Origin of the sequence: Nonomuraea sp. NPDC051191 (genome assembly GCF_044455665.1) — a bacterium.
GTDB lineage: Bacteria > Actinomycetota > Actinomycetes > Streptosporangiales > Streptosporangiaceae > Nonomuraea.
Genome location: NZ_JBITEZ010000001.1, coordinates 547551 through 574338, shown reverse-complemented (window position 1 = coordinate 574338; position 26788 = coordinate 547551). Strand labels below are relative to the sequence as shown.

General features: G+C 70.4%; 28 protein-coding genes and 1 tRNA gene. 16 read left to right on the top strand and 13 right to left on the bottom strand.

The window, feature by feature from the left end; translation table 11 throughout:
- Window positions 1-78: 78 nt before the first annotated feature.
- From ACIA8R_RS02715 to ACIA8R_RS02685, 7 genes are all read left to right on the top strand, one after another.
- Entirely contained in the window at window positions 79-1878 is a 1800-nt protein-coding gene (locus ACIA8R_RS02715; protein WP_364083278.1) for an MDR family MFS transporter, read from the top strand.
- A complete protein-coding gene (locus tag ACIA8R_RS02710) occupies window positions 1875-2300 on the top strand; it encodes a hypothetical protein (protein WP_364083281.1) in 426 nt (141 codons plus the stop codon). The genes ACIA8R_RS02715 and ACIA8R_RS02710 overlap by 4 nt, the downstream gene beginning before the upstream one ends.
- Window positions 2297-2533, top strand: coding sequence for a hypothetical protein (locus tag ACIA8R_RS02705; protein ID WP_364083284.1), 237 nt, complete (start codon window positions 2297-2299; stop codon window positions 2531-2533). The genes ACIA8R_RS02710 and ACIA8R_RS02705 overlap by 4 nt, the downstream gene beginning before the upstream one ends.
- A gap of 13 nt (window positions 2534-2546) precedes the next feature.
- Window positions 2547-3032, top strand: coding sequence for a universal stress protein (locus tag ACIA8R_RS02700; protein WP_357693068.1), 486 nt, complete (start codon window positions 2547-2549; stop codon window positions 3030-3032).
- 29 nt (window positions 3033-3061) lie between these two features.
- Window positions 3062-3793 (top strand): M15 family metallopeptidase, encoded by a 732-nt coding sequence (locus ACIA8R_RS02695; RefSeq protein ID WP_357693070.1) that lies wholly within the window; start codon window positions 3062-3064, stop codon window positions 3791-3793.
- A gap of 11 nt (window positions 3794-3804) precedes the next feature.
- Window positions 3805-4653, top strand: a complete 849-nt coding sequence (locus ACIA8R_RS02690; RefSeq protein WP_364083288.1) for an NUDIX domain-containing protein — start codon at window positions 3805-3807, stop codon at window positions 4651-4653.
- A gap of 131 nt (window positions 4654-4784) precedes the next feature.
- A tRNA-Ser gene (locus tag ACIA8R_RS02685) sits at window positions 4785-4871 on the top strand.
- A 1-nt stretch (window position 4872) separates the two neighbouring features.
- Here ACIA8R_RS02685 and ACIA8R_RS02680 read toward each other — a convergent pair.
- A complete protein-coding gene (locus ACIA8R_RS02680; protein WP_397036119.1) occupies window positions 4873-6813 on the bottom strand; it encodes an AAA family ATPase in 1941 nt (646 codons plus the stop codon).
- 114 nt (window positions 6814-6927) lie between these two features.
- Here ACIA8R_RS02680 and ACIA8R_RS02675 point away from each other — a divergent pair, with 114 nt between their 5' ends.
- Both ACIA8R_RS02675 and ACIA8R_RS02670 read left to right on the top strand, forming a co-directional pair.
- Entirely contained in the window at window positions 6928-7884 is a 957-nt protein-coding gene (locus tag ACIA8R_RS02675) for an NAD(P)H-quinone oxidoreductase (protein WP_357693076.1), read from the top strand.
- Between the two features lie 5 nt (window positions 7885-7889).
- Window positions 7890-8405, top strand: coding sequence for a bacterial proteasome activator family protein (locus ACIA8R_RS02670; RefSeq protein WP_357693078.1), 516 nt, complete (start codon window positions 7890-7892; stop codon window positions 8403-8405).
- On the opposite strand, the gene ACIA8R_RS02665 is transcribed toward ACIA8R_RS02670, so the two are convergent.
- The gene (locus ACIA8R_RS02665; RefSeq protein ID WP_357693080.1) at window positions 8396-9175 is read right to left on the bottom strand and encodes an HAD family hydrolase; all 780 of its coding nucleotides are present in this window, start codon (window positions 9173-9175) and stop codon (window positions 8396-8398) included. The genes ACIA8R_RS02670 and ACIA8R_RS02665 overlap by 10 nt on opposite strands.
- 250 nt (window positions 9176-9425) lie before the next feature.
- Between ACIA8R_RS02665 and ACIA8R_RS02660 the strand changes: the two genes are divergently transcribed.
- On the top strand, window positions 9426-9629 hold the full coding sequence (locus ACIA8R_RS02660) for a cold-shock protein (protein WP_080043977.1): 204 nt from the start codon (window positions 9426-9428) through the stop codon (window positions 9627-9629).
- Window positions 9630-10013: 384 nt separating this feature from the next.
- Entirely contained in the window at window positions 10014-11381 is a 1368-nt protein-coding gene (locus ACIA8R_RS02655) for a hypothetical protein (protein ID WP_397036116.1), read from the top strand.
- Here ACIA8R_RS02655 and serS read toward each other — a convergent pair.
- From serS to ACIA8R_RS02635, 4 genes are all read right to left on the bottom strand, one after another.
- On the bottom strand, window positions 11345-12607 hold the full coding sequence (serS, locus tag ACIA8R_RS02650; RefSeq protein WP_357693085.1) for a serine--tRNA ligase: 1263 nt from the start codon (window positions 12605-12607) through the stop codon (window positions 11345-11347). The two genes, ACIA8R_RS02655 and serS, sit on opposite strands and share 37 nt — an antisense overlap.
- A gap of 98 nt (window positions 12608-12705) precedes the next feature.
- Window positions 12706-13626: a prephenate dehydratase gene (gene pheA, locus ACIA8R_RS02645; protein WP_364083299.1), complete on the bottom strand. Its 921-nt coding sequence runs from the start codon at window positions 13624-13626 to the stop codon at window positions 12706-12708.
- 73 nt (window positions 13627-13699) lie between these two features.
- Window positions 13700-14122 carry a DUF4446 family protein gene (locus tag ACIA8R_RS02640; RefSeq protein ID WP_397036114.1) on the bottom strand — a complete coding sequence of 141 codons (423 nt, stop codon included), beginning with the start codon at window positions 14120-14122 and terminating at the stop codon, window positions 13700-13702.
- Between the two features lie 22 nt (window positions 14123-14144).
- Window positions 14145-15335 carry a glycosyltransferase 87 family protein gene (locus ACIA8R_RS02635; RefSeq protein ID WP_364083304.1) on the bottom strand — a complete coding sequence of 397 codons (1191 nt, stop codon included), beginning with the start codon at window positions 15333-15335 and terminating at the stop codon, window positions 14145-14147.
- A 222-nt stretch (window positions 15336-15557) separates the two neighbouring features.
- On the opposite strand from ACIA8R_RS02635, the gene ACIA8R_RS02630 reads away from it, so the two are divergent.
- Window positions 15558-17921, top strand: coding sequence for a hypothetical protein (locus tag ACIA8R_RS02630; RefSeq protein ID WP_397036111.1), 2364 nt, complete (start codon window positions 15558-15560; stop codon window positions 17919-17921).
- Here ACIA8R_RS02630 and mptB read toward each other — a convergent pair.
- From mptB to ACIA8R_RS02615, 3 genes are all read right to left on the bottom strand, one after another.
- Window positions 17806-19428: a polyprenol phosphomannose-dependent alpha 1,6 mannosyltransferase MptB gene (gene mptB, locus ACIA8R_RS02625; protein WP_397036109.1), complete on the bottom strand. Its 1623-nt coding sequence runs from the start codon at window positions 19426-19428 to the stop codon at window positions 17806-17808. The two genes, ACIA8R_RS02630 and mptB, sit on opposite strands and share 116 nt — an antisense overlap.
- A 122-nt stretch (window positions 19429-19550) precedes the next feature.
- Window positions 19551-20282 carry a glycosyltransferase gene (locus ACIA8R_RS02620; protein WP_364083312.1) on the bottom strand — a complete coding sequence of 244 codons (732 nt, stop codon included), beginning with the start codon at window positions 20280-20282 and terminating at the stop codon, window positions 19551-19553.
- Entirely contained in the window at window positions 20279-20626 is a 348-nt protein-coding gene (locus ACIA8R_RS02615; protein ID WP_357693099.1) for an STAS domain-containing protein, read from the bottom strand. Before ACIA8R_RS02615 ends, ACIA8R_RS02620 begins: the two co-directional genes overlap by 4 nt.
- Before the next feature lie 172 nt (window positions 20627-20798).
- Here ACIA8R_RS02615 and ACIA8R_RS02610 point away from each other — a divergent pair, with 172 nt between their 5' ends.
- Window positions 20799-21212 (top strand): hypothetical protein, encoded by a 414-nt coding sequence (locus ACIA8R_RS02610; RefSeq protein ID WP_357693101.1) that lies wholly within the window; start codon window positions 20799-20801, stop codon window positions 21210-21212.
- A gap of 81 nt (window positions 21213-21293) precedes the next feature.
- Here the strand turns inward: ACIA8R_RS02610 and ACIA8R_RS02605 are convergent, their stop codons facing one another.
- Window positions 21294-22445 carry a HAMP domain-containing sensor histidine kinase gene (locus tag ACIA8R_RS02605; protein WP_364083316.1) on the bottom strand — a complete coding sequence of 384 codons (1152 nt, stop codon included), beginning with the start codon at window positions 22443-22445 and terminating at the stop codon, window positions 21294-21296.
- Window positions 22442-23140, bottom strand: a complete 699-nt coding sequence (locus tag ACIA8R_RS02600) for a response regulator transcription factor (RefSeq protein ID WP_364083319.1) — start codon at window positions 23138-23140, stop codon at window positions 22442-22444. Before ACIA8R_RS02600 ends, ACIA8R_RS02605 begins: the two co-directional genes overlap by 4 nt.
- A gap of 94 nt (window positions 23141-23234) precedes the next feature.
- On the opposite strand from ACIA8R_RS02600, the gene ACIA8R_RS02595 reads away from it, so the two are divergent.
- From ACIA8R_RS02595 to ACIA8R_RS02585, 3 genes are all read left to right on the top strand, one after another.
- On the top strand, window positions 23235-23408 hold the full coding sequence (locus ACIA8R_RS02595; RefSeq protein WP_357693107.1) for a hypothetical protein: 174 nt from the start codon (window positions 23235-23237) through the stop codon (window positions 23406-23408).
- Window positions 23405-23605, top strand: coding sequence for a DUF6412 domain-containing protein (locus tag ACIA8R_RS02590; RefSeq protein ID WP_364083322.1), 201 nt, complete (start codon window positions 23405-23407; stop codon window positions 23603-23605). The genes ACIA8R_RS02595 and ACIA8R_RS02590 overlap by 4 nt, the downstream gene beginning before the upstream one ends.
- A gap of 72 nt (window positions 23606-23677) precedes the next feature.
- Window positions 23678-24319: a YidC/Oxa1 family membrane protein insertase gene (locus tag ACIA8R_RS02585; protein ID WP_364083325.1), complete on the top strand. Its 642-nt coding sequence runs from the start codon at window positions 23678-23680 to the stop codon at window positions 24317-24319.
- On the opposite strand, the gene ACIA8R_RS02580 is transcribed toward ACIA8R_RS02585, so the two are convergent.
- On the bottom strand, window positions 24316-24741 hold the full coding sequence (locus tag ACIA8R_RS02580) for an ATP-binding protein (RefSeq protein WP_357693112.1): 426 nt from the start codon (window positions 24739-24741) through the stop codon (window positions 24316-24318). The two genes, ACIA8R_RS02585 and ACIA8R_RS02580, sit on opposite strands and share 4 nt — an antisense overlap.
- A 151-nt stretch (window positions 24742-24892) precedes the next feature.
- Window positions 24893-26761 (bottom strand): ATP-binding protein, encoded by a 1869-nt coding sequence (locus ACIA8R_RS02575; RefSeq protein WP_397036104.1) that lies wholly within the window; start codon window positions 26759-26761, stop codon window positions 24893-24895.
- Window positions 26762-26788: the final 27 nt, after the last annotated feature.

Sequence of the window (26788 nt, the reverse complement as noted above, 5' to 3'; positions counted from 1 at the left end):
TAAAGTCACTTGCCGCGCGGCTAGTAAACATGCGTATACTCAACCTTGGACAAGTGCGTATGAAGGGGATGTGGTGTCTTGGTAGCCCAGGCACAGGCCGCTCCCCCCGCCCGAAGGCAGTACACCCACCGCGAGATCCTCGAGGTCATGTCCGGGCTCATGCTCGCCATGCTGACGTCGATGATCTCCACTTCCGTGGTGGGCACCGCGTTGCCGACGATCGTGGGGGAACTCGGCGGTCAGGACCAGTACTCATGGGTGGCCAGCGCCACCATGCTGACGATGACGGTCTCGACGCCGTTGTGGGGCAAACTGTCCGACCTGTTCGGACGGAAACTGCTCTTCCAGACCGCTCTCGGTCTGTTCGTGGCGGCTTCACTGGTGGCCGGTCTGTCCCAGAACATGGGACAGCTCATCGCGGCACGTGCCGTACAGGGCCTGGGTGTGGGTGGTTTGTCGGCCCTTGCGCAGGTGATCCTCGGAGACATCGTCTCGCCGCGTGAACGCGGCCGGTACTCCGGTTACATGGGGGCCGTCTTCGGGATCTCCACCGTCGCGGGACCGCTGCTCGGCGGGTTCATCGTGGACACCGACTGGCTCGGCTGGCGCTGGTGCTTCTACGTCGTGGTGCCGTTCGCCATCGTCGCGTTCGCGGTGGTGCAGAAGGTGCTGCGGCTGCCCAAGGTCAAGCGGAACACCTCGATCGACATCTGGGGAGCCACGACCATCACGGCCAGCGCGGCCTCGCTGATGCTGCTGCTGACGCTGGGCGGCACCGAGTTCGAGTGGAACTCGTTCTGGACCTACTTCCTGGGCGCGTTCGCCGTGCTCATGCTGGCCCTGGCGGTGCTCGCCGAGCGTACGGCGCGCAACCCGATCCTGCCCCCGCGGCTGTTCAGGAACCGCACGTTCGTGCTCACCAGCGCGGCCTCGCTGTTCGTCGGCATGGCCATGTTCGGCGCGATGATCTACCTGCCGCAGTACCTGCAGATCGTCAAGGGCCTGAGCCCGACGAACTCGGGCCTGATGACGCTGCCCATGGTGGTGGCGCTGTTCCTGGCGGGCGTGATCTCCGGCAAGATCGTCACGAACACCGGCAAGTGGAAGATCTTCCCGGTGGCGGGCCTCGTGATCGTGGCCGTCGGCCTGTTCCTGCTCTCCCGGCTGCACGTCGACTCCAGCGAATGGCTCATCGGCTTCGACGTGGGCGTGCTGGGCATCGGCCTCGGCCTGTCCATGCAGATGCTCATCCTGGCCGCCCAGAACGGCTCCGAGCTGCGCGACATGGCCTCGACCACGGCCGGCGTCTCGTTCTTCCGCTCGCTCGGCGGCGCGATGGGCGTCGCGGGCTTCGGCGCGATCCTGACCAACCGGCAGGCGAGCGAGTTCGCCGACCTCGTGGCCAAGGCCCGCCTCCACCTGCCCGGCACCGGGCAGAAGCTGGGCAGCCCCGCCGCGATCCAGCACCTGCCCGAGCCGCTGAAGGGCATCATCCTGGAGTCCTTCACCCGGGCTCTGGAGACGGTGTTCCTGGTCGGCGTGCCGATCGCGCTGCTCGGGTTCATCGCGGCGCTGTTCCTGAAGGAGCTGCCGCTGCGCGGCACGACGATGCCGGCCGGCCCCAAGCCACTCGGCAAGGACGACCTGGTCCTGGCCGGGCTGCTCCTGGAGCTCATCGCCCAGCGTGTCGAGCGGTCGAACGGCCAGCCGTCCGCGCTGCTCTCCGCGGTCGCCAGGATGGCGCCGCCCGACGGCCGCCCCGAGCGCGAACGCGCCTGGACGGTCGCACAGAACGTGCTTCGGCCCACCTCGCGCGCCCTCATCGCGCAGGCCAGGCCGGCGCAGCAAGACCTCGTATCCGGAGGAGTCTCTCAATGATTCGCAAGTTCGTGGGCGCCGTAGCGGCGGCCCTGGCGGTCATGGCCGGCCTGTGGCTGATGATCGCCCCCTTCGCCCTCGGCACGCAGCCCGAGAACGCCGACTGGGCCGACCCCACCACGACCGAGTTCTTCTCGGGCCTCGGCGTGACCGTCTTCGGTCTCGTGGGCGTCGTCGGCTTCGTCCTGGCCATCCACGAAGAGCTCGTGGTGCGCGGCCTGGTGGCGGTCAAGCAGCGCGTGAAGCCGGAGCCCGAGCCCGAGCCCGTGCCCGTCGCGCCGCAGGCGTCCTCCGCCGAGCTGGCCAGCCTGCTCGCCCCGCTCGTGGAGGCGCTGCGCGAGGACATGCACAACCCGAGCCGCGGCGGTGAGCACCGTCAGAACGGCAAGACCACCCTGGTGGGTCTGGAGGAGTCCCGATGAAGGCCAAACTGGGCATCGCCGCCCTCGTCCTGCTGTTCCTGACCGGGTTGTGGCTGGTCGCCGCGCCGTTCGCGGTCGGCTACCAGCCCCGGGGCGCCTCGTACGCGAACGCGACGGTCAACGACCTGTGGGTCGGTGGCGGGCTCGCCGCCGTGTCGTTCGTCGCCCTGGTGATCTACGCCGCCGACTCCCTGCGCGAGCTGGCCCGCCGTGGCAAGCACGCGGACGCCTGACGCGAGTCATGCCGTGTTCGGCGGTAGCACAGACTCCGGCTGGGAGCCACTGGAGGGCCGGCTCCCCGCGGGGCAGTTCGAGATCGGCAAGGACGGCGCCGGACTGCTCGTCGTCGGCTTCGACGGGTCGGACCCCAGCCGCAACGCGCTCGCGTACGCGGCCGGGCTGGCCCGTCGGGACGCCGCCGCGCTGCTCGTCGCCTTCGTGGAGCCGATCAACAGCACCACCATGTGGTTCTTCGCCGGCTCTCCGGTCATCCCCGACTCCGCGGCCGACCTCACCGACGACCTCCGGGACGAGCTGAGAGGCGCGGGCGTGCCCTGGCAGTTCGTCAGCGTCCGCGGGGACACCGCCCGGGAGCTGGAGGCACTGGCCAGCTCCTACCGGGCCGACGCCATCGTGGTCGGCAGGTCGCGCTCCTCCTGGCACGCCCTGGGCGGCTCGGTGGCCGTCGGCCTGGCGAAACGGGCTCGCCGTACCGTGCTGATAGTCCCCTGACCTGGCATGACGTCGCATATGGTGGCCAGATGAAACGTACAGCCGCCATGGCGTTCGTGGTGCTCACGTCCGTTTCGTGCGCAGGGCAGGAGCCCGTCGCCTCGTCCGGCGCCACGCCCACGCCTTCCGCGCCGGCATCCGGGACGATCTCGCCCACGACCTCACCGACGAGCGAGCCGAGCCCGACGGCTCCGCCGCCGTTCACGTCGAAGGTCACGAAGGTGGCGCGCGAACGGCTGCCGTACTCGTGGCGGCCCGGGTGCCCGGTCTCCTACCAGGACCTCCGGCTCGTCACCATGTCGTTCTGGGGCTTCGACGACAAACCGCACACGGGCGAGCTGGTCGTCCGCAAAACGGTCACCGACGACATCGAGACCGTCTTCCGCAAGCTGTACGACTGGCGCTGGCCCATCAGGCAGATGAAGCTGGTCGACGTCTACAAAGGCGACGACTTCGCTTCCATCGAGGCGGACAACACCTCGGCATTCAACTGCCGTCGCGCGACCGGCTCCAGCAATTGGTCGAACCATGCGTACGGCCAAGCCATTGACATCAATCCCCGCGAGAACCCATATGTCACTGCAAGTGGTGGCACCGCACACCAAAATGCCAAGAGGTACACCGAGCGCCCACTGAAGGGTAAAGGTGTGGTAAACCCTGGAGACAAGGTCGTAAGGGCCTTCGCCGACGTCGGCTGGGAGTGGGGCGGCTACTGGGCGGGTGCCAAGGACCTGCAACATTTCAGTAAGGGCGGAGGCTGAGACAATCCCTCATGGCGGCTAAGGACGGCGACGGCTGGGCCGAATGCGGGCTCGGACACAGACATTGGGGCATCCACGGAGCATCGGGCCTGCTCCTCGTCCATCATGACCCGCTCGGCGTGCCCCACGTGCTCATGCAGGAACGCTCGCTGTGGAGCCACCACGGCGGCACCTGGGGCCTGCCCGGCGGCGCCCGCGACAGCCACGAGGACGCCGTCACCAGCGCGCTGCGCGAGGCCCACGAGGAGGCAGCCCTCGGCGGCGACGGGTTCCGCGTGCAGGGCGTCTACCTCGACGACCACGGAGGCTGGACCTTCGAGACGGTGATCGCCGAGTCCGCCGAGCTGGTCCCGGCCAGGCCTGCCAACAGCGAGAGCACCGACCTGCGCTGGCTGCCGCTGCCCGAACTGGCCGGCCGCAAGCTGCACCCCGGCTTCGCCGCCACGTGGGACCGTGTCCAGGCCGCCATCCGCCCCGAGACGATCGTGCTCGACGTCGCCAACATCATCGGCGCGCGCGCCGAGCACGGCTGGTGGAAGGACCGGCTGGGCGCCACCACGCGCCTGCTCACCGAGGTGGCCGAGCTCAGGCTCACCCATCCGGTGTTGTCGCAGTGGTTCCCGCGGGTGGTCGCGGTGGTGGAGGGCGCGGCCAGGAGCACCCCCGAGATCCCGGGGCTTCAGGTGGTCGCGGCCACGGGCAGCGGCGACGACGCGATCGTGGACATCGTGGGCCAGGTGAAGCCGTGGGAGCGGGTGCTCGTCGTCACGGCCGACCGCCGGCTCAAGGAGCGGGTGGCCGAGCTCGGAGCCGAGACCGAGGGCCCCCGCTGGCTGCTGTCACAGCTCGGCCGAGGCTAGACCGCGAGCACGCCGTCGGAGGCGGCCGCTCGCAGACCGGTCGGAGCGCGCGCCTCGACCTGGGCCTCCGGATCCGCCGCCTCCTGAACGTACTCCCCTGCCACCACAGCCGCTATCGTGGTGTGCGCACAGGAGGGTTCGCATAGTGGACGAGTGCAGCCGCCTTGAAAGCGGCCAGGTCAGCGATGGCCTCGTGGGTTCGAATCCCACACCCTCCGCTCACTCGCGCATCCCCGCGAACCCGTCGCCCACGCTGGCGGCGAGCTGCAGGTAGGCCTCCCTGGTCGCCTCCTGGAGCCGGTCGAGGTCGATCTCCGCGCCCTCCTCCAGGTGCGGGTCGTACGGCACCCTGATCACCGCGCGGCACCTGGCGGCGAAATGGGCCTCCAACTTTCTGATGTCCACCGCCGACTTCGACCGCGGCCGGACGCTGCACAGCACCACGGTCGCGTTCTTCACCAGGTCGGCGTAGTGGTGGGCCTCCAGCCAGTCGAGGGTGGCCGAGGCGGCCCTGGCGCCGTCCACGGAAGGGCTGCTGACCAGCACGATCTGGTCGGCGAGCCCGAGCACGCCGCCCATGGCGGAGTGGAGCAGGCCGGTGCCGCAGTCGGTGATGCAGATGGAGTAGAAGTTCTCCAGCACCTGGGAGACGGCCTGGTAGTCGGAGCCGCTGAACGCCTCCGACACCGACGGGTCGCGGTCGGAGGCCAGCACCTCCAGCCGTGAGGGCGCCTGCGAGGTGAACGCCCTGATGTCCACGTACCGCTTGACCTGGTCGCGCTCGTTGAGCAGGTCGCGCACGGTGGCGGAGGTCTCCAGCACCAGCTTGTCGGACAGCGTGCCCCGGTCGGGGTTGGCGTCGACGGCGATCACGCGGTCGCCGCGCATCTGCGCGAGCGTCGCGCCGAGGCCGACCGTGGTCGTGGTCTTGCCCACGCCGCCCTTCAGGCTCAGCACGGCGACCCGGTGGTGGCCGGTGGTCACAGGGGTGCGTGCCCTGGTCACCAGCTCGCGGCGACGGCGCACCTCCGGCGCCTCGCCCGGCTTGATCCAGCCGCCGGACGCCTTGTAGACCAGCCGCCGCCAGCCCTTGGAGGGCGCGTTGCGCCTGCCGCGCAGCAGCGACTCGGGGTCGAGGCTGTCGGCGGTGGGCCTGCCGGTGAGCGGCGGCCGCTGTGGCGCGGTGAACACGGGGATGGGCGCCGGACGTCGCCGGCGCTCGTGCGGCGGCGGGATCTCCCGCTCGGCCGGCCGCCACTCCTGGCGGTCGCTCCACTGCGGGCGCTCGTCCCGCGGGGCCTCCTGAGGGGCTGGGGCGGGCTCGCCGTGCGTGATCTCGGGCGGCTGGGGGCGGCCCTCGCGGAAGGAGGTGTCGGACCACTGCGGCCGCTCGTCCCAGCGGGGCCGCTCGTCGGCCGGGGCCTCCTCGACCGGCTCTCTCTGTACGCGCTCCTCGACCGGTTCGGGTTCCTCGACGGGCTTGAGCTCCTCGAACCCCCTGGGCTGCTCGAACGTCTTCGGCTGCTCGAACGTCTTCGGCTGCTCGTCGAAGGCCCTGGGCGGCTCGGTGCGGGCGGGCACGTCGAACACCTGGGGCAGCTCGGTGATCATCGGCTGCGTCTCGCTCGACTGCTCGGCGGGCCGCGACCAGTCGGCGGGGGACGGCCAGCCCGGCTCCTCGTCCTGCTCCTCGCCCTTCTCCCCGCTCTCCGCCTGCTCGGGGGACGTGAACGACAAGGGGTAGCTGTCGGTGTCGTCAGGCCGCGGCAGCGGCTTGAGCGGCGCCAGGAAGGGGTCCTCGGACCGGCCCAGGCTCACCGGCGGCGCGGCGGGCTCGCCCACGGCGCTCTCCTGCTCCGTGCCGCCCTCCTGCGTGCCGGCCCGGTCCAGCCACTCCGCGGCCTCGCTCTCCTCCTCGGGCAGCTCCTCGGCCGCCGCGTGGCCGTACACGGAGTCGACGGCGGCGCGGAACAGCGGCGGCGTCGGCGTGTCATGGGCCGGTACGAGCAGCCACGGGTCCTTGGGGTACGGCGAAGCGACCGGCTCGTCCACGGATGCGGACGAGGCTCCGACGGAGACCGGCGTCTCCTCCGTCTCCTTGATCGCGTCCAGCCAGGCCAGCTGTTCCTCGAGAGATTCTTCTCGATCGTGTCTTGCCACCGTGTTCCCCCTCGGGTGGGTCTAAAGGGGCAGCAAATACTTTGCAGGTTAACGCCACGCGTTCCCGCGCAGCTCGGCAACCCACAACTTCTTTGCCCGGCTACCGTGGATCGCATGCGAGCCATTGAGATCACCGAACCGGGTGGACCCGAGGTCCTGGAGTGGCGTGAGGTGCCCGATCCGTCCGTCGGGCGCGGCGACGTGCTCATCGACGTGGCCGCCTCGGCGGTGAACCGCGCGGACGTCCACCAGCGGCACGGCTTCTACGACCCGCCTGCCGGCGCGCCCCCGTACCCGGGGCTGGAGGTGTCGGGCGTGGTGGCCGCCGTGGGCGCGGACGTCGAGCAGTTCAAGGCCGGGGACGAGGTGTGCGCGCTGCTCGCCGGCGGCGGTTACGCCGAGCGCGTGGCGGTGCCCTGGCAGCAGGTCATGCCCGCGCCGCAGGGCGTGCCGCTGGAGGAGGCGGCGGGGCTGCCCGAGGCGGCGTGCACGGTGTGGTCGAACGTCTTCATGGTCGGCCGGCTGCGCCGCGGCGAGACCCTGCTCGTGCACGGCGGCGCCAGCGGCATCGGCACGTTCGCGGTGCAGCTCGCCAAGGCGCTCGGCTCGCGGGTGGCGGCCACGGTCGGGTCCGAGGCGAAGGCCGAGCAGGTCAGGAAGCTGGGCGCGGACGAGGTCGTCAACTACCGCGAGGAGGACTTCGCCGACCGGGTGGAGGCCGACGTCATCCTCGACATCATGGGCGCCAAATACCTGGCGGCCAACGTACGGGCGCTGCGCACCGGCGGCCGGCTGGTGGTCATCGGCCTCCAGGGCGGCGGGAAGGCCGAGCTCGACCTCGGCGCGCTGCTGACCAAGCGGGCCGCCGTCCACGGCACCACGCTGCGCGCCCGTCCGGTGGACGAGAAGGGCGTCATCGTGCGCAGCGTCGTGGACAACGTGTGGCCGCTGGTCGAGGCGGGTGCCGTACGTCCGATCGTGTACGCGAGGGTGCCCATGGCGGAGGCGGCCGATGCACACCGAATGTTGGATTCGGGAGAGCACGTCGGCAAGATCCTGCTAGTACGGTGAGTGTTATGAATGCTGAGGACAACAACACCCCTCACATCGTGGTGGTGGGGCCCGACTTCCAAGGTCAGGGCGACAGCGGTGAAGAGGAGCGCTCGGTCACCAACCTGGTCGAGCAGCCCGCCAAGGTGATGCGCATCGGCAGCATGATCAGGCAGCTGCTGGAGGAGGTGCGCGCGGCCCCGCTCGACGAGGCCAGCCGCAAGCGCTTGAAGGAGATCCACGAGTCCTCCATCAAGGAGCTTGAGGACGGTTTGGCGCCGGAGCTGGTCGACGAGCTGGAACGGTTGTCGCTCCCGTTCACCGACGACAACGGCACGCCGCCCAGCGAGGCCGAGCTGCGTATCGCGCATGCCCAGCTCGTGGGCTGGCTGGAGGGTTTGTTCCACGGTATCCAGACCACCCTTTTTGCCCAGCAGATGGCGGCCAGGGCGCAGTTGGAGCAGATGCGTCGGGCGCTGCCCGGTGTACCGCAGGGTGACGAGGGCCACCGGCCGCCGAGCGGTTCCGGCCCCTACCTGTAGAGCCGCTCCAGCACCTGAGCGACGCCGTCCTCGTCGTTGGACGCGGTCACGTGATCGACCGCCGCCAGCACGTCGGGGTGGGCGTTCGCGACGGCGTACGACGTGCCTGCCCAGCTCAGCATGGGCAGGTCGTTCGGCATGTCGCCGAATGCGATCACCTGGGCCGGCTTGATCTCGTGCCGCCCGGCCAGCGCGGCCAGCGCCGTGGCCTTCGTCACGCCCTGGGCGCTCATCTCGACCAGGCCGCCGGAGCTGGAATGGGTCGCGGTCACCAGGTGCCCCACCAGGTCGTGCACGGCCGCGTGCAGCTCGTCGGCACCCATGTCGGGATGAAGGGCGAGCAGCTTGGCGCATGGCCGGGCAGTCAGCGCGTCCCGGTCAATCCGGACAACTCCGACACCCTTGCGATCCAGCCCGCCGAGCCTGAAATCTGACTCATGCGCAAAACCACCTTCATACTCGACCGAAAATGCGAGATCGGACACGTTCGCTCGTAGCTGAGCGACGACTTCCCCGAGTACGTCGGCTTCGATCAGGTGAGATTCCACTATCCGTTCGGTATGGAGATCGTAGATCAGTGCACCGTTGGCGCATATGGCCAGGCCACGGTGCCTTACGGCGCCCGCGACCCCGCTCATCCACCTTGGCGGCCGGCCGGTCACGAAGACCAGCGCGGCCCCGGATTCCTCGACTTTCGCGAAGGCCGCAGCCGTCCGGGGAGACACGGTTCCGTCGGCGCGCAGAGCGGTGCCGTCGAGGTCGGTGGCCACTAGGCGCGGCGGTGCAAGGCTTCGCATAACAGGTTCCAGTTTGCCCGGTGATGCCGCCTGACAGAAATCTTCGTAGGGACGGGAACACCAACGCGCCAGAATGGTGTTAGATGTGATGGCGTTGTATTAGCTGATCCCGTAGTGAAAACCAGCATGACTTTGTCTGAGCCACCCCGGGTGCTTGCTGTACGACACACCGGGATCCACGAGGTGTGGATCCCATAGATTCACATCCTGAGGGAGAGCTTTTATGGCTCAGGGAACCGTCAAGTGGTTCAACGCCGAGAAGGGCTTCGGCTTCATCGCCCCGGACGGCGGTGCGCCGGACGTGTTCGTGCACTTCTCCGAGATCGTCGGCAACGGCTACCGCAGCCTTGAAGACGGCCAGCGGGTCGAGTTCGAGATCACGCAGGGACAGAAGGGGCCGCAGGCCTCCCAGGTCCGTGCCCTCTGACCTGTAGTTCGTAGTTCGACAAGTAAGACCGGGGTCCGCATTCCAGCGGACTCCGGTCTTTTTGCTTCTCACCCCGACCGTGCTTCCGGACAACCGCATCCATGCCTTCGGGGTGAGCCTCACAACGCCGTGGTGCCACTGACGGGTGTTATCCGGTCTCCTGCATTGTCCAGACATGTGCTCGCGCGTAAGGGCCGCCTGAAGCCCTCACAGGGCCGGTTCGCCACACAGGCATTGTTCATCCACAGGTGCGCGTCACCCTGTGGAAAACTCCTGCCGTGACCGGGAAGCCTCACAAGTCAGTCACGGCCTTGCGGAAGGCTCAACTTCCCGCCACTCTCCGCCATCCACCCGTATATGAGGTACGCGTGGTTATGTCACCCCGTGACCATCACCGGGGTCATCGTGCTCTTGGTCAACGACCACCTTCTCAAACCGCTCTGGCCCGGCATCCTCACCGGCAAGCTCAGTGACCTGGCCGGACTCGTGGTCGCCCCCGCCCTGGCGGCACTGCTCCTCGGACGCCGCGCCGACCTGGCGGCCACCGTCCTGACCGGCCTGCTGTTCACGTTCGTGAAGACCACCGGGACGGGCGCCGAGCTCGCCTCCCAAGCCTGGAGCCTCGTCGCCGGGCCCTCGCGCGTCCTGGCCGACCCCACGGACCTGATCGCCCTGCCCGCCCTCGCCCTGGCCTGGTGGGTACGGCGGCGCAGCGCCACCACGGACTCCCCGCGCCGGCGGATCCTGGTCACCGTGCCCCTGGCCGTCCTGGCCGTGACCGCCACGGCCGCGCCCGTCTCGCCGCTTGAGGCCGTGTCCGTGGACGTGACCGCTTCGGGCAAGATCGTCGTACGGACGACCGCCGCCATACATGACTCCCGCCTCTCCGACGACGGCGGGACCACCTGGACCGACGGCACGGCCCCGGCCTCGACGCGGACGCCGATCAGCGCCCAGTGCGTCCCCGGCCACGTGACCCGCTGCTACCGCGTCCGCCAGGACCGCCTGGGCGTGGACCAGTCCGACGACGGCGGCCGGACCTGGCAGCCCTCCTGGCCGCCGTCCCCCGGCGCCCAGGACCGGCTGGCCAGGCAGTACGACGTGGACGAGAGCTCGCTCAGGTCCTACGACCTGGCGGTGCAGGCGAGGCCGGGAGGGCACGTCGTGGTCGTCGCCAACGGCGTGGCCGGCATCCTCGTCCGGGACGTGTCGGGCGCCTGGCGCCGCCTCGGCTGGTCCTACAGCGCCGACGCCGTGCAGGCCGACGAGGTGGACCTCACGCCCGAACGGAACATCGCGCTCTTCCTGGCCGTGTGCATGCTGCTCGGCGGCGTCGGCGCCGGGATGCGCAGGCGCCAGGGCTGGTTCGCGGGATCAGGGGTGATCGGCGCGCTGGCCATGTACGCCGCGCTGGACAGCGAGACCCACAAGGTGCTGCTCGTCAACCTCACCGGCTTGTTCGGCTGGTCGGTGGCGCTGGCGTCCGGGGTGGCATGCGTCATGTTCGCCTGGGACGGAAAGCCGCGGGCGGTGAGCGCGACGGTCGGCGTGGTGGCCGCGCCGCTGGTCTACGCGGCCGTCTACCTGCCCTTCCGCGGCTGGGCGATCGGCACGCCCGAGACCCATGGCACCGCCGCCGCGCTGGCGGCCGTGCTGACCTGCCTGGTCGTGGTGGCGGGCGCCGCCGTCATCGCGATCGACGCCCGCCGCCACCCCTACTTGGACGGCTCCAGCACGTCGAGCCCCACGTAGGGACGCAGTGCCTTGGGAACCACCACCGAGCCGTCGGCCTGCTGGTGGTTCTCCAGGATCGCCACGATCCACCGGGTGGTGGCCAGCGTGCCGTTGAGCGTGGCCAGATGCTGAGGCTTGCCGTCCTTGTCCCGATAACGGACGGCGAGCCTGCGGGACTGGAACTCGGTGCAGTTGGAGGTCGAGGTCAGCTCGCGGTAGCGGCCCTGGGTCGGGATCCAGGCCTCGCAGTCGAACTTGCGCGCCGCCGACATGCCGAGATCGCCCGCCGCCGTGTCGATGATCCGGTAGGGGACCTCGATCTTGGCGAGCATCTCCTTCTCCCAGGCCAGCAGCCGCTGGTGCTCCTCGTGCGCGTCCTCGGGACGGACGTAGGAGAACATCTCCACCTTGTCGAACTGGTGGACCCTGATGATGCCCCGGGTGTCCTTGCCGTACGAGCCGGCCTCGCGCCGGAAGCACGACGACCAGCCGGCGTAGCGCAGCGGCAGCTCGTCGCCGCTCACGATCTCGTTGGCGTGGTAGCCGGCCAGCGCCACCTCGGAGGTGCCGACCAGGTAGAGGTCGTCCTCGGGCAGGCGGTAGATCTCCTTGTCGTGGGCGACGTGGAAGCCGGTGCCCTGCATGGTCTCCGGCTTGACCAGCACCGGCGTGATCATCGGCGTGAACCCGGCCTCGATCGCCTGCTGCATCGCCATGTTGAGCAGGCCGAGCTGGAGCCGGGCGCCGACGCCCTTGAGGAAGAAGAACCGCGAGCCGGACACCTTGGCGCCGCGCTCCATGTCGATCGCGCCGAGCGCCTCGCCCAGCTCCAGGTGGTCCTTCGGCTCGAAGTCGAACTCGCGCGGCGTGCCGGACGTCTCCAGGACGACATAGTCGTCCTCGCCGCCGGGAGGGGCGCCCTCCTCGACGATGTTGGGCACCGTCTGCATGAGCTCGTCGAGCTCGGCGGCCAGCTTCTCCGCCTCGGCCTCGGCGGCCTTGACCTGGCTCGCGAGGTCCTTGGCCCGCTGGAGCAGCGCGGCCTTCTCCTCGCCCTGCGCCTTGGAGACCGACTTGCCCATGCTCTTTTGCTCAGCGCGCATCGACTCGAACGAGGTCAGCGCGGATCGGTGACGCTCATCGAGGTCGAGCAGCGTTGCGACGACGGAGTCGTCCTCACCGCGGGCACGCTGCGACGCCCGTAGCCGGTCGGGATCCTCACGAAGGGTACGCAGGTCAATCACAAGGAAAGGCTACCGGCGCGCGCCCCCGACCCGCCCCCGGATTCCCCGGCACGCCGCTCGGAAGCCGGACGGCCCGCCTGAACGCACCCCCAGGCGGGTCAGACCTGCCCGGACCGGATGCGGGCCAGCCAGTCGGCGGCCCCGGCGAACTCGGTGTCGGCCGTGCCCCTCTTGATCTGCGGCGCGACCCCGTCGGCGCGGGGGTAGCTGCCGAGGAAGCGCACCTCGCCGCAGATCCGGTGAAGGCCGGAGACGGCCTCGCCCACCCGCGCGTCGGCGATGTGCCCCTCGAAGTCGAAGTGGAAGAAGTAGCGCCCGATGCCGTCGCCCGTCGGCCGCGACTCGATGCGGGTCAGGTTGACCCCGCGCACGGAGAACTCGGTCAGCATCTCCAGCAGCGCGCCCGGGTGGTCGTCGGCGAGGAAGACCACCAGCGTGGTGCGATCGGACCCGGTCGCCTCGGGCAGCGGCCCCGGACGGCTCACCTTGACGAACCTGGTCACCGTGTCGGACCGGTCGCCGATGTCGCCGGCCAGCGGGACCAGCCCGTAGTGCTCGCCGGCGATGCGCGCGGCGATGGCCGCGTCGTACGGCGAGCCGGGCAGCGAGACCTCCTGGGCCGCGGCCGCCGTCGAGGGCGCGGCGACCACCACGGCGTCGGGCAGCTCGCGGGCGATGTAGGCGCGGCACTGCGTGATGGCCGCGGGGTGCGTGTAGACCCGCTTGATGTGCACGATCTCGGTGTCGGGCCTGGCCAGCAGCGAGAACTGGACCGGGAGCAGCAGCTCGGCCGTGATCGTCAGCGGCTCGCCCCAGGCGAACTCGTCGAGTGTCGTGGTGATCGCGCCCTCGATCGAGTTCTCCAGCGGCACGACGGCGCCGTCGGCGTCACCGGAACGGGCGGCGTTGAGCGCCGCGCTGACCGTGGCGCACGGCAGGCGCTCGGCGGCGGGGTCGAGGAGCCTCAGGGCCTCTTCGGTGAAGGTCCCTTCCGGTCCGAGATAGGCGAGTCTGGGCATGCATCCAGAGTATCCGCAGATGGCCGCAGCACGCCGTCCTTTCGCCGACCGCGTACGGCACCCGTCCGGACACTCAGTGTGAGCGCTTGAGCATCCGCGGCGGGACCAGCGGCCCCAGCCCAAGCCGGGCCGCCCGGACCGCCTGCTCCTCCTCCGGCGACAGCGGCTGCTGCCCCTTGCCGCCCACCACCGGCCGCACGTACGTGCGCGTCTCGCTGGCGCCGTTGATCGAGGTCAGGACGATGCCGTCGCCCAGCCCGTTGATCATGGCCACCGAGAACGAGAGCCTGCCGCTCATCTCGGCGAGCGCGTCGTAGCGGCACACGGCCACGTCCCTGATGGCCTTGAGATCGCCGGCGCCCTCGCTCGTCTGCCTGGCCACCCTGCGCAGGCAGTCGTCGACGGCGGACCTCGCCTGCCTGAGCCCCATGTAGCCGATGAACACGCCACTCACCCCGGCCACGAGACCCACGACTACCCACGCGGTAATGAGCACGCCACAGAGGGTAATACTTCGGTCAAGCCAATTGCCGCCGTTTGGGCAACCAGGACGCCAGCAACCAGACCAGGACCAGCGCCCCGAGCCCGAACCCGTCCTGGACGATCTTCCCGAGCACCAGGCTCACCCCCGGGATCTTGGCGGCGATCAGCGAGACCCCCCACCACGGCACGGGAACCACGTAGAACAGCCAGACGCCCGCGGCCACCCGCAGCCTGACCGGATCGCGCCCGTCGCCGACGATCGCCCCGAGCACCACGACCACCCAGGCCAGATGGTGGATCCAGGCGACGGGCGAGAGCAGCACCGCCATCAGCGACGTGAGCGCGACCGCCGTCAGCTCGTCCTTCGCCTGGTACGCCGCCCGCGCCGCCCGGAACCCGTACCAGGCCACGGCCGCCACGATCACGGCCCAGATCACGAACGTCAGCGAATCCGGCATGTACAGCCGCAGCAGCATGCCCCGGATCGACTGGTTCGTGGTGGCCGTGTTCGCCCCCAGCCGCTCCGGATCGAGCAGCGCCGAGAACCAGAAGGCGGACGCGTCCTGCGGGATCACCACGAACGGCAGCAACGTCAGCACCGCCGCCACGAACGCCGCCATGAAGAACGGCCGCCACTGCTTGGTGACCAGGAAGTAGATCAGGAAGACGCCCGGCGTCAGCTTGACGGCCGTGGCCAGCCCGACCAGGAACCCCCGGGGCAGCCAGGGCCGCCGCGCCACGCAGTCCACCAGGCACAGGGCGACCAGCAGGATGTCCACCTGACCGAACCGCACCTGGTCGCGGATCGGCATCAGGTACGTGCAGGCCACCATGAGCAGCGCGAACACCCACGGCACGTAGGCCCGCAGAGCCTGCCGGAAGGCGAACCAGACGGTGACGGCCAGCGCCACGAAGATCCCGGCCGTCCACACCCATTGGGCGGTGCCCCAGGACATCTCGGCCAGCGCCACGGCCAGCATCGCCGCGACGGGCGGATAGGTGAAGGGCAGCAGCTGGGGCGCGGGCGTGAAGAAGTCGTACACCGGACGGCCGTCGAGCAGCATCTGGCCGCCGGTACGGTAGACGTCGAGGTCGACGAGCCGCTGGTCGTCCGGGTTGGTCAGCCACGTGTGCACCAGGGGCGCCGCCGCCGCCGCGACGACGAGCGCCACGACGACCCACGCCCACCACTGCCGCCGGATCACCCGCACCTCGCCTCTTGTCACGATGTGGCACGTTACCGTGGCTGTTCATCGAGGGCGCAGACACTGGGGGTTCCGTACATGCCTTACGCCACGCTCGGGGCCGAGCACCAAGAGCCCCGCGTACGCCCCACGCCCCACCCTCTGCCACCCCACGCCCCGACCTCGGACGCCCCCGCCCCCGGCTTTCTGCCGCGCCTTCGTCCGACTTCGGATGTCCCCGCCCGCCGGCGGCGGTTCGGGACGGTGGGACCTCGCGCAGGCCGCCCGCTCGTCACCGTGATCCTCGGCCTCCTGCTCGCAACCGTCCTCCTCCCCGGCCCGGCCACCGCCGCAACGACCTCAGGCAGCTTGGACGGCCCGGCCACCGCGACGGCCGCAGGCGGCATGCACGTCCCAGCCGGTCCGGAGGGTCGGCGGGTGGCGCTGGTCGGGGTTCCCGGCCTGCAGTGGAGCGACTTCAGCCAGTCGGGCACCCCCACCCTGTGGAAGCTCGTCACCCAGGGCAGCTCGGCATCGCTGTCCACCCGCGCCGTCCCGCCCCCGGACCGCGGCATCACCTGTCCCATCGCCGGCTGGCTGACCATCTCCGCAGGCCAGCGCGCCGGCGCCCCGGGCCGAGGATGCCCCTCCCCGGCGGCCCCCCAGCCCGCCGGCGAAGGCGCCACCGTCCCCAACTGGCGGGACCTGGTGGCCTTCCAGGCCGACACCGGCTACGCGGCCCAGTTGGGCACGCTGGGCCAGTTGGTGACCGACGGCGGGGGCAAGGTGGCGGCGATCGGCCCCGGTGCCGCCCTCGCCGCCGCCGACAAAGCCGGAAAAATCACTAAATACACCCCCACCCTCGACGGCCTGAACGACCTGACCCCCTACAACCTGATCGTCTTCGAGGCCGCCGACCTCGCCACCGCCTGGACCAAGGGCGTGCCCGACGAGGCCGGCGTCCCGGGCTCCCTCCCGGCCGCCGAACGCCAAGCCGCCGCGACCCGGGCGGACCAGCAGATCGCCGCCCTGATCGGCAAGCTGCCCCCGAACACCACCCTCCTGCTCGCCGGGACCTCCGACGTCAGCCCCAACGCCCACCTCCACGCGGCCATCGCCACGGGACCGTCCCCGACCGGGCAGCCGTACCCGCAGGGCTACCTCACGGCCTCCTCCACCCGCCAGGACGCCCTGGTCACCATCACCGACCTCACCGCCACCGCCATCCAGCTCCTGGGCCTGACCGCCCCCCGCGACGTGGTCGGCCGCGCCTGGCAGCCCGACGGCAACGCCCCCGACCCGGCCGCCGCCACGGTGACGCGGCTCGCCGACGGCGATCTGGCCAGCCAGGTGCTCCGCGACGTGCGCGGGCCCTTCTTCACCGTCCTGGTCACCGTCCAGCTGATCTTCTACGCCCTCGCCGCCCTGGCGCTCCGCCGCCGCCGCTCCACCCGCGCCGGGAAGAGCACGCCGTCCACCGACGGCCACGCGCCCCCGGCGAACACCGCCACGGCGAAGGACCACCCGGCCCCCCAAGCGGACGGCGAGCCGGCCGACGCCTCGAAGCTGCTGGCGGCCATCCAGGTGGTGGCGACCGTCAGCGGCGCCGTCGCCGTCTCCACCTTCCTGGCCCAGCTCGTGCCGTGGTGGAGCCTGCCGATGCCGATGGTCTCGGTGATCGTGACGATCCTGGCCATCGCCGCGCTGATCACCGCCCTCGCCTTCGCCGGCCCCTGGCGTACGCACGTGCTCGGCCCGCTCACCGTGGTCGCCGCCGTCACCTCGCTCGCCCTGCTCATCGACGTGATGACCGGCTCAGCACTCCAGGTGAACGCCGTAACCGGCTACGAACCCGTCACCGGAGGACGGTTCTACGGCTTCAGCAACATCGCCTTCGCCGTCTACGCCACCGGCACGATCCTCGGCCTGGCCGGCGTGGCACATTGGCTGCTCGGCAGGGGCGTCTCCCGAACGATCGTGGTGGCGCTGTGCGGCCTGTACGGCGCGTTCGCCGTCTTCGCGGACGGCTCACCCTCGTGGGGTGCGGACTTCGGCGGCGTTCCGGCGTTCGTGATCGGGGTGGCGGTCTTTCTCATCCTGCTGTCCGGCAGGCGCGTGTCGGTGCTGAAACTACTCCTCGTCGGAGCGGTCGCGGTCGCGCTGATCGCCGCCATCTCGTTCGTCGACTGGATGCGCCCCGCGGACAGGCGGACCCACCTCGGCGCCTTCGTGCAGCAGATCATCGACGGCCAGGCGTGGACCGTCGTCGGACGCAAGTTCGGGGCCATGATCGGCGTGACCGTGGGCAACTGGCCGCTGACCCTTCTCTCGCTGGTCGCGCTGGCGTTCCTGTTCCTGGTGCTGGCCCGTCCGTCGCGGTGGGGCGCCTCGGCGCTCGGTCAGGCGTACGCGCTGGCTCCGCCGCTCAGGGCCGGCCTGCTCGGGACGCTCACCTGCGCCTTCCTGGGCTTCCTCATGAACGACTCGGGCATCGCCATCCCGGCCATGGCGCTCACGGTGGCGGTGCCGCTGACGCTCGCGGCCTGCGTACGGGCCCTCCAGCTCGCCACGCCCACACCACCAGCAGGACGGTCAACGCCAGCAGCGCCCACGCGATCTGAGGCCTGAGGACGCCGCTGAGCCATTCGACGCCCGGCGGCTGCCCGTCCACCCGGGCGGGCAGGTAGGCCAGGGACAGGACCAGCAGGTGGGCGACCATGAACCCGTCGACGGCCGAGGCGCCCACCAGGGCCAGCATCCCGAACGCCAGCCCGTCGTACCAGGGCAGGATGTACGGCGTGGCGAACAGGTAGGCCACGACCAGCGCCGCCGCCACGACGGGCGCCTGCAACCCCCCGGCAGCCGCCGCGCCCTGACCGGCCGAGGCCCGCTGGGACGCCAGCCGGAGCAACGGCCAGGCGACGAGGGCGAGCACCACCAGCGCGCCGACCTGGATCTCCCCCCGGTACGCGCTCCCGGGGGCGACCAGGGCCCAGAGCCACCCCTGCACCAGCTTCCAGAACGAGGCGTGCGAGATCGCCTTGCTGGTCGTCGTCACCGGCGCGATCGCCTCGGGCCCGACGATCGTGTAGCCGACGACCACCACGGCCAGCGCGCTCACCGCCATGACGGCCAGCCGCCCTGGACGGCGGCGCAGCTCCCACGCGGGCCCCAGCGCCACCAGCCCCGCGTTGAGCTTCGTCGCCACCCCGAGCCCGAGCAGCACCCCCGACCTCACCGGATGCGCCCTGGCCAGCAACGCGGCCACCATGCAGGCGATCGCGAGGGTGTCGGCGTGCATGCCCGCGACCAGGTGGTAGAGCAGCAGCGGATTGACCGCCCACAACAAGGCGGCACGCGTCCGGCGGGCGGGGTCGTGCCTGGTGAACCGGTCGATCAGCAGCGCCGTGACGACGAAGGCCGCGACGTTGAACACCGCCAGCACGAAGATGGTCAGCCGGAGCGAGTCGCCGCCGATCCAGCTCGCCAGCGCCTGGAGAGCGGTGGCGACGGGCCCGTAGACGCTGGGCTCCTCGCGCCAGGGACGCTCGACGGCGTCGGCGATCGGATCACCCGGCAGGTCGTCGGCGCCGTGCGTGTAGGGGTTCACCCCCAACGTGACCATCCGGCCATATGCGGCGTAGTTGAGATGGTCGCCGGAACCCGAAGGAGGCAGGAACGCGAGCACCCCCGCGGCGAGACACCCGAGAAGCACCAGGAGCCGGGGGCTCGGCACAGGACGCGGACCGGCCGCCAGCGCCGCCAGCAACCCGAGCCCGCCGATGACCACGGCCGCAGCGGCCAGCACGATCACCGCATACGGATCAGGCCCGGCCGCCAGCGAGTACGGCGGCTGCCACCCCGGCCCGCCCAGCGCGGGAACCATGGGAGAGGGCCCGAGCAGCCCGATCGTGATCGTCAGCAGCACCGAGACCGCGATCATCATCAGCCCGGGGAACGCCAGCCGCTCCCGGACCGCGCCGACCGGCCGATCCCGCCGAGGCGCGGCGGCCCACTCACCCGCGCCGGACATCCGGGCCATCGGGGCCGGCGAGAACCGGCGCCCGTCGCCGTCGGCGAGGAGGCCGGACATGGTCGTCGTGCCGCCGGACCACGGAAGACGCAGCGATCTCACCCAGAAGGGTCGCGCTTGTGCCTGTTCGCGGCGTCTCTCCGAAGTCACCCGCAAATTCCAGCACACTCATGACGACCCCAGCCCCAGATCATCCACGCCTGTGGATAACCCGGAGCCCGAAATCAGCGCTTCGGAAGAAGTTTGCCAAGGTTTTCCACGACCACCGGCTCGCGACTCGCCAGAGCCAGCGCCACATCCCGCAGCTGCCGGGCCCGGTGCAACTGGGCGCGCCAGTCGTTGCCGGTGGCCCGGTGGGACATCTCCACCTCGACCTCGACGACCCTGAACCCCTTGCGCAACAGGTCGATCGTCAGCGCCGTCTCCACACCGAACCCGTGCGCCAGCGGCCGCGCGGCCTCGAAGGCGGCTCTGGTCAGGCAGCGCTGGCCGTTGAGCGGCTGGGCGGCCTCGAAGCCGGTGGCGCGACGGATGCCGTCTCTGGACACGCGCACGACTAAGCCGTGGCCGCCGAGCTTCACCCGCGTGCCGAACACCGCGATCGTCATGTCGGCCTTGCCCTCGCGCACAGGCTCCACCAGCGGCGCCGCGGCGCGCGCCGTGTCACCCAGGTCGGCGTCGAGGAAGAGCAGGTGGCGAGGGGTACGGTCCTCGTCGAGGAGGCGTACGGCCTCCGCACCCGTCTCCATGGCCGCGGCCTTTCCCCGGTTGCGGCTGTGGCGGACCACCCGCGCCCCCGCCGCCCGCGCCACCTTGCCGGTGCGGTCCGTCGAGCCGTCGTCGACGACCACGACGAGATCGACACCGGGCAGGCCGGCCGCGGCGGCGACGGTGGCCGCGATGCGGTCGCCCTCGTTCACCGCGGGAATGACGACAGCCGTGTCAGCCTGCGTCATGATCCCTCGGTGATGAGGAACTCCTGCGGCAGCTCGTCATGCACGGTGAACACCGAGACGAGCCCCGTGACCTGCAGGATCTTGCGGACGGCCGGACGCGGCGCGGCCACCTCCAGCACGCCTCCCCGCTCTTTCATGCGCTTGAGCGCCGAGAGCAGCACGTTCATCCCCGTGGAGTCGCAGAAATCCACGGCGGACATGTCGATGACCACCCGGCTGGGCCCGTCCTGCAGCAGCCGAGTGAACTCGGCCTGCAGGTGAGGCGCCGTATAGAGGTCGATTTCTCCGGTGATGGCAACGAGTGCGCACCCGGCATGTGATCGAGTCGAGACCTTGAGCTCCACATGGGCAGGCTAGCGGCGCGGAGGCTTCCGGTCACGTTGTCACGCCGAGAGGGGAACGACAGGTTTTTGTCCTCCGTTTGGGCTCCATCAAAACGGAGAGTACGCGAAGCTTGACAGCGTGACACCGGAACCGGCAACGCTTCACGGAGAAGGAGGGGCTGGGGCCCGCCCCATGGGCCTCGTATCGATGAATGCAGAGAAACCTGAAGATCCACAGCGTCAGGGGCTCCGGGAGCGTCTGGAGACCATCCTCATCCGTACAGAAAAGGCCACGTCATGGCATGACGAAGCGGCGCGCCTGCGCGGGCTGCTGAACCACGAGGGCTACGTCCCGATCCGCACCAGGCTGGCGAGCGAAGACCTCGACTTCCTGGCCGGCTCACGCGCCGACCTGCTCAGGTTCGCCGAGCTCGGGCTACGGCTGCTCGACCTGCACCAGCCGCGCGACGCGGGTGGCATCACGAGCGACACCGCCAACCCGATCCTGCGGTGCCGGAGCTGCATGTGGCGCTGGCCCTGCCCGACATTCCGGGCGATGTCAGAGTCGTTCGGCCATCGCGACACGGCGCTCCCCGAACCCGCCTGACCCCGCAGCCAGACGGGGCAGCCCACGATCGAGGAGCGGAGCCACAAGCGGAAGATCGAGGCAGGACACCGTGCGGGAACGTCAACTTCCGGGCACCAGGGGCAGGCGGATCTCGAACCGGCACCCCGGCCCTTCGTTGACCACCCCGATCATCCCATCGTGCGCCTCGACGATCCCCTGGGCGATCGCCAGCCCGAGCCCGGCGCCGCCGTCGGCGGTGGGCGTACGCGCGGCCTCCCCCCGGAACGCCACCTCGAACACCCGAGGCAGATCCTCCTCGGGAATCCCCCCGCAACCGTCGGCCACCGACAGACAGGCCATCCCCTGCCCGTCCACCGCGGCCCGCAGCACCACGGCCCGGTCAGAGGGCGTGTGCCGGACGGCGTTGACGACCAGGTTCCGCAGGGCCCGGCCCAGTGCGGCCGCGTCGACCTCCACGGGCACGGCCCCCGCCGCCTCCGCCGTGAGCACCACCCCCTTGGCCCTGGCCAGTGGCTCGACCCCGGCCAGCGTGTCGGCCACGAGGTCGGCGAGCCCGATCCTGGCCCGCGAGAGCCGCAACGCGCCCGCGTGGATCCGCGACAGCTCGAACAGGTCGTCCACCATGGCCGAGAGCCGTTCGACCTCCAGCTTGATCTGGGCGTGGTAGCGCGTGACCGTCGCGGGGTCGGCCACCACCTCGTCCTCCAGGGCCTCGGCCATGGCCCGCAGGCCGGCGAGCGGCGTGCGCAGGTCGTGGCTCACCCAGGCGACCAGCTCCCGGCGCGCGCCCTCCAGGGCGCGTTCCCGCGCGTACGCCTCCTCAAGGGTGCCGGCGATCTCCTGGAGCTCGGCCGGCAACCCCTGCGGCGCCCTGAACGGCACCTCCCGCACGGCCGCCACCAGCCGCCTGCTCTCGCCCACCACCCGCCTGGCCAGCACGAACGCCACCCCGAGCCCCACCAGGCCGCCCACAGCGACGACGCTGAGCACAAAGTCCTTGACCGCGCCCTCGATGATCATCTTCATGGTGATCGCGACCACGCCCGCCAGCGTCGCCGCCACGGCGACCACCACGACGACGGCCAGCATCACCCCGATCGACCTGGTCCGCAGCCGTCCCATCGCCCACACGCCGGCGGCCGCGACCAGCAGCCCCAGCACCGCCGAGACGGCCACCACCATGGGCAGCTCGCTCACGGACACCACGACCTCCGGGCACGTCTCCAGCAGACACGGCTCGGCGGGTGTCACCGCGCGATCTCCAGTGGCTCGTACCGGTATCCGACGCCCCAGACCGTGACGATCCGCCGCGGCTGCGTCGGGTCCGCCTCGATCTTCTCCCGTAACCGCCGCACGTGCACGGTCACGGTCGAGGAGTCGCCGAACGACCAGCCCCACACCTGGTCGAGCAGCGCCGACCGGCTGAACGCCTGCCGCGGGTTGCGCATGAGGTAGGCCAGCAGGTCGAACTCCCTGGCCGTCAGCAGCACCCGATGGCCGCCCAGCAGCACCTCGTGGGCCCCGACGTCGACGACGAGATCGCCGTCGCGCAGCACGCCGGTCCCGGCCGTGACGGACGCCCCCCGCGCCCGGCGCAGCACCGACTGGACGCGCAACGCCAGCTCCCGCGGGCTGAACGGCTTCGTCACGTAGTCGTCGGCCCCGGTCTCCAGGCCGACCACCCGGTCGATCTCCTCGCCGAGCGCGGTCAGCATGATCACCGGGACCGGCCACCGCTCCCTGAGCTTCCTGCACACCTGGAGGCCGTCGATCCTGGGCAGCATCAGGTCGAGCACCATGAGGTCGGGCGGATCGGCCAGCGCCCTGCGCAACGCCTCGGCGCCGTCGCCCACGCACTCGACCTCGTGCCCGTCGCGCTCCAGATAGCGCGCCACGACCTCGGACACGGTCGGATCGTCGTCGACCACCAGGATGCGGGTGTTCACCGTCTCACCGTACGGCTGAGCCCCACGTAGGGGACATGTACGTCACAGGTTCGTAAGCCTCGCGGATCATCCTCGGAGGACGTACGGTGGCCTCATGAGTAGAGTCGTCATGCTCGTTTTAGGGGCCATCCTCGGTCTCTTCGTGCTGTTCACCTTCGTTCTGCCCCTGCTGGCAGGTCTGTTCAAGCTCGTCCTGATCGTCGGTGTGGTCGCACTGATCGTCTTCATCGCGGTCACCATCGTCGGTAAGTCCCGTTCGTCACAGTGACGTCGTTCCTGTTCGATCCGTGGCTGGTGGGGATCACCATGATGGCGATCCTCCTGCTGGCCACGTGGGCAGCCACGTTGCTGCCCGCACTCGGCGGTGAGCACTCCGGCTTCCCGCTGACCTACGCGCGCCGCACGGCCTTCCAGCGGCTGCGCGATCCCGACGCGGCCGGACGCCCGCGTCCACGAGCGCCTTAGCCGAGCCCCGCTTCCGGTCAAGCGGGGCTCATCACACGTGAGCCCTGATCCGTCGTCATGTCTGAAGGGCTCATGATCGATTCACTTGTCACGTTCGTCATCGGCGTGTCCGGGGGTCACGCCGCGCTCGCCATCGTGCTGTTCACCCTCGCCGTACGCCTGGTCCTGCTGCCGCTCAACGTGCGCCAGGCGCGCACCAACCGGGTCAAGCAGCGGCTCGCGCCGGAGCTGCGGGAGCTGCAGAAGCGTCACGGACGCGATCCCGAGCGGTTGTCCAAGGAGCTGACCGCGCTGTACGCCCGGGAAGGCACGTCACCGTTCGCGGGGATCTTGCCGATGCTGGCGCAATTGCCGTTCATGTGGCTGATGTTCAGGGTGGCCACGCATCCGACCGCGCTGGCCGGGCACACGCTGTTCGGAGCTCCGCTGGGGCAGCAGATCGCCGGCGTGGTGGCCAATTTCGGTCTGATCAGTTGGCCGGTTTCGGTCTTCGTCGTCGTGATCGCGGGGCTCGTGCTGCTGGCATGGCTGTCGGCACGCTCGATCAAGGTCTCGGAGGACCAGCCGGAGCTGCTGCGGAAGGTCATGCCGCTGCTTCCGTACGGCTCGGCGCTGGCCGCGCTCGTGCTCCCCCTGGCGGGCGGCCTGTACCTCCTGGTCTCCACGGCATGGGCCGTCACCGAACGGGCCGTGCTCGCGGCCAGGGCCGCCTAACCGGCCTCCTTCAGGGCCGCGACCTGCCCGTTCACCGACGCGCCGTTGGGTGCGGGCAGGATGGCCCACACGGTCGTCGTGTCCCCGTCGTGACGAACCCCCCAGCTCTCAGCCACGTATTCGACGATTCCCAGCCCCCGGCCCCCGAGCGAAGACAGGGTCGGGCGGCCCGCCCGCGGCTCTGTCGCCGCACCCCCGTCGCTCACCGCCACCTCGATGTGATCGTCGCTACGCATCCAGGCGACCCTCACCATGCCTGAAGGCAGCGGATGCGCGTGCCGCAGCGCGTTGCTCAGCAACTCGCTCACCACCAGCACGGCATCGTCGATCGCGGCGGTGTAGACCCCACAATCCTGCAGGTCAGTGCTCAGACGCTGGCGGGCGACGGCGACGCTGGACGGCGCGTACGGCAGCAGCACCACGCTTGACACACCCACCTCCCCGTTCCCTGTGCCCCCCGCGGGAACACTCCCCGGTACGACCGAAATGCCCCGTTAGCCAATCGCAGAAACCGCATCTCGATCACAGCTTGTACACATTGGACGATAGATCAGCTCAACTGTGACCACCTCGTTACCGCATCGGTGTGTCGGATCGGATAGTGGAAGCGCGCCTCAGCACCAACCGCATCCTCGTACCCCCTCCGGACCTCGGTTGAGCACTCACTTCTCCCCCCTGCGCCCTGGCCAGACTGCGCACGATATAGAGCCCGAGCCCCACTCCACCAAAGCGCCTCCGGTCCCCGCTGTCCACCTGGACGAAGCGCTCAAAGATCCGTTCGCGGTCAGGCGGTGAGATTCCGACCCCCTCGTCATCCACCACTACGACCACGTCGTCGCTCTCGGACCAAGCTTCAACACAGATCAATCCACCCATTGGGGAATATTTAAACGCGTTCTCCAGCAATTGCCCCAAAACGATGTCGGTTGCCAGGGCGTCGCCCAGCACCGGGGGCAATCCGTCCGGGATGCGGACCTCGACGCGGTGGCGGTCGGACAACACGGGAAGGCCGAGCGTGGCCGCGTGGATGCGGGCGGCGAGGTCGAACGCCTCGATCCGCACCGCCAGCTCGTCCGCGCCCGCCCTGGCCCCCAGCAGGAGATGGTCCATGAGCTGACCCAGCGATCCGGCCCGCTCGGCGATCGTGTGCACGGCCGAGCGCCGTTCGGAGTCGCTCATCTTGTCCCAGCGCGCGTCGAGCGTGCTGGCGAACCCCCGCACGATCGTGATCGGCGTACGCAGCTCGTGGCTGGTCGTGGCCAGGAAGAGGTCCTTGGCCTCCTCCAGCTCCTTGGCCTGGGTGACGTCGCGGAAGTCGATGACGATCTCGCCGGTCTCCTCGATCTTCGCGCTCACCACGTCCAGCCACCGGCCGTTCTCCATCTGGAACGTCAGCTTCTCCCCGGGGCTGGGCAGCGGGAACGGCGGCGGCCCGCCGATCACGACGTCGGCCGGGAAGGCGGTCAGCTCGGCCGCGGCGGGGTTCCAGCGCACGACCCGGCCGGCGTCGTCCAGCACGGCGATGCCGTCGGCGCTGGCGTCGAACACGGCCCGCTCGTGCGCCCGCTGCCGTACCGCCTCCTGGTAGGCCACCGCGTTGCCGACCGCGATGCCGGCGTGCCCGGCCAGCAGTTCGAGGAGCTCCAGCTCCAGGTGCCCGGGGGCGGTCCCGGCGAACAGCGCGTAGAGGGCGCCGTAGGGGCGTCCGCCGACCGCGGCCAGGCCGAGCGCGATCGTGTGCAGCCCGTTGAGCCTGGCCCACACCAGGTCGTCGAGCCCGTGGGACTCCAGCATCACGGTCTTGCCCGTGCGTAAGAGCTTGTCCACCAGGCTCGTCCGCAGGCCGGTGGTGGTGCCCCTGAGCGTCTCCGGCAGCCGGTACGTGCTGACCAGCCGCAGCCGCTCCCCCTCGATCAGCACGAAGCCGCCCGCGTCCGCGCCCGTCAGCTCGGTCAGGCTGGCCGAGATCCGGTCGAGCACGGCCGGCAGCTCCAGCTCGGAGTTGATGTCGCCGACCACGTCGGTGAGCCGGCGCACCAGCCTGGCCCGGCGTTCCATGCGCAACCCGGCCACCTCGTCGGCCCGGGCGGGATGGTGGACGCAGACGTAGCCGACCACGGAGTTGCCCAGGCGCAGGGCGTTGATGTCCACCCGCAGGTCGAGCGCGCCGCCGTCCTTGTGGACGCGCTTGGTGCGCAACGACACCTGCCCCCCGGTCCGTACGCGCTCCAGCACCGCGTTGTGCTCGGCGGTCAGCTCGTCGGGGACGATCGGCGCCCGGCGCCCCAGCATCTCGGCGGCCGTCCAGCCGAACAGCTGCTCGGCCGCCGCGTTCCAGACCAGCACGCTCTGGTCGCGGTCGAGCGCCACCACGGCGTTGGGGGAACCGGCGAGCACAGCGCGAGCGATCTCCTCGTCACTGCCGACCCATGTGTCCCCCACACCTCCATAGTGCACGTGGCGTGGTGG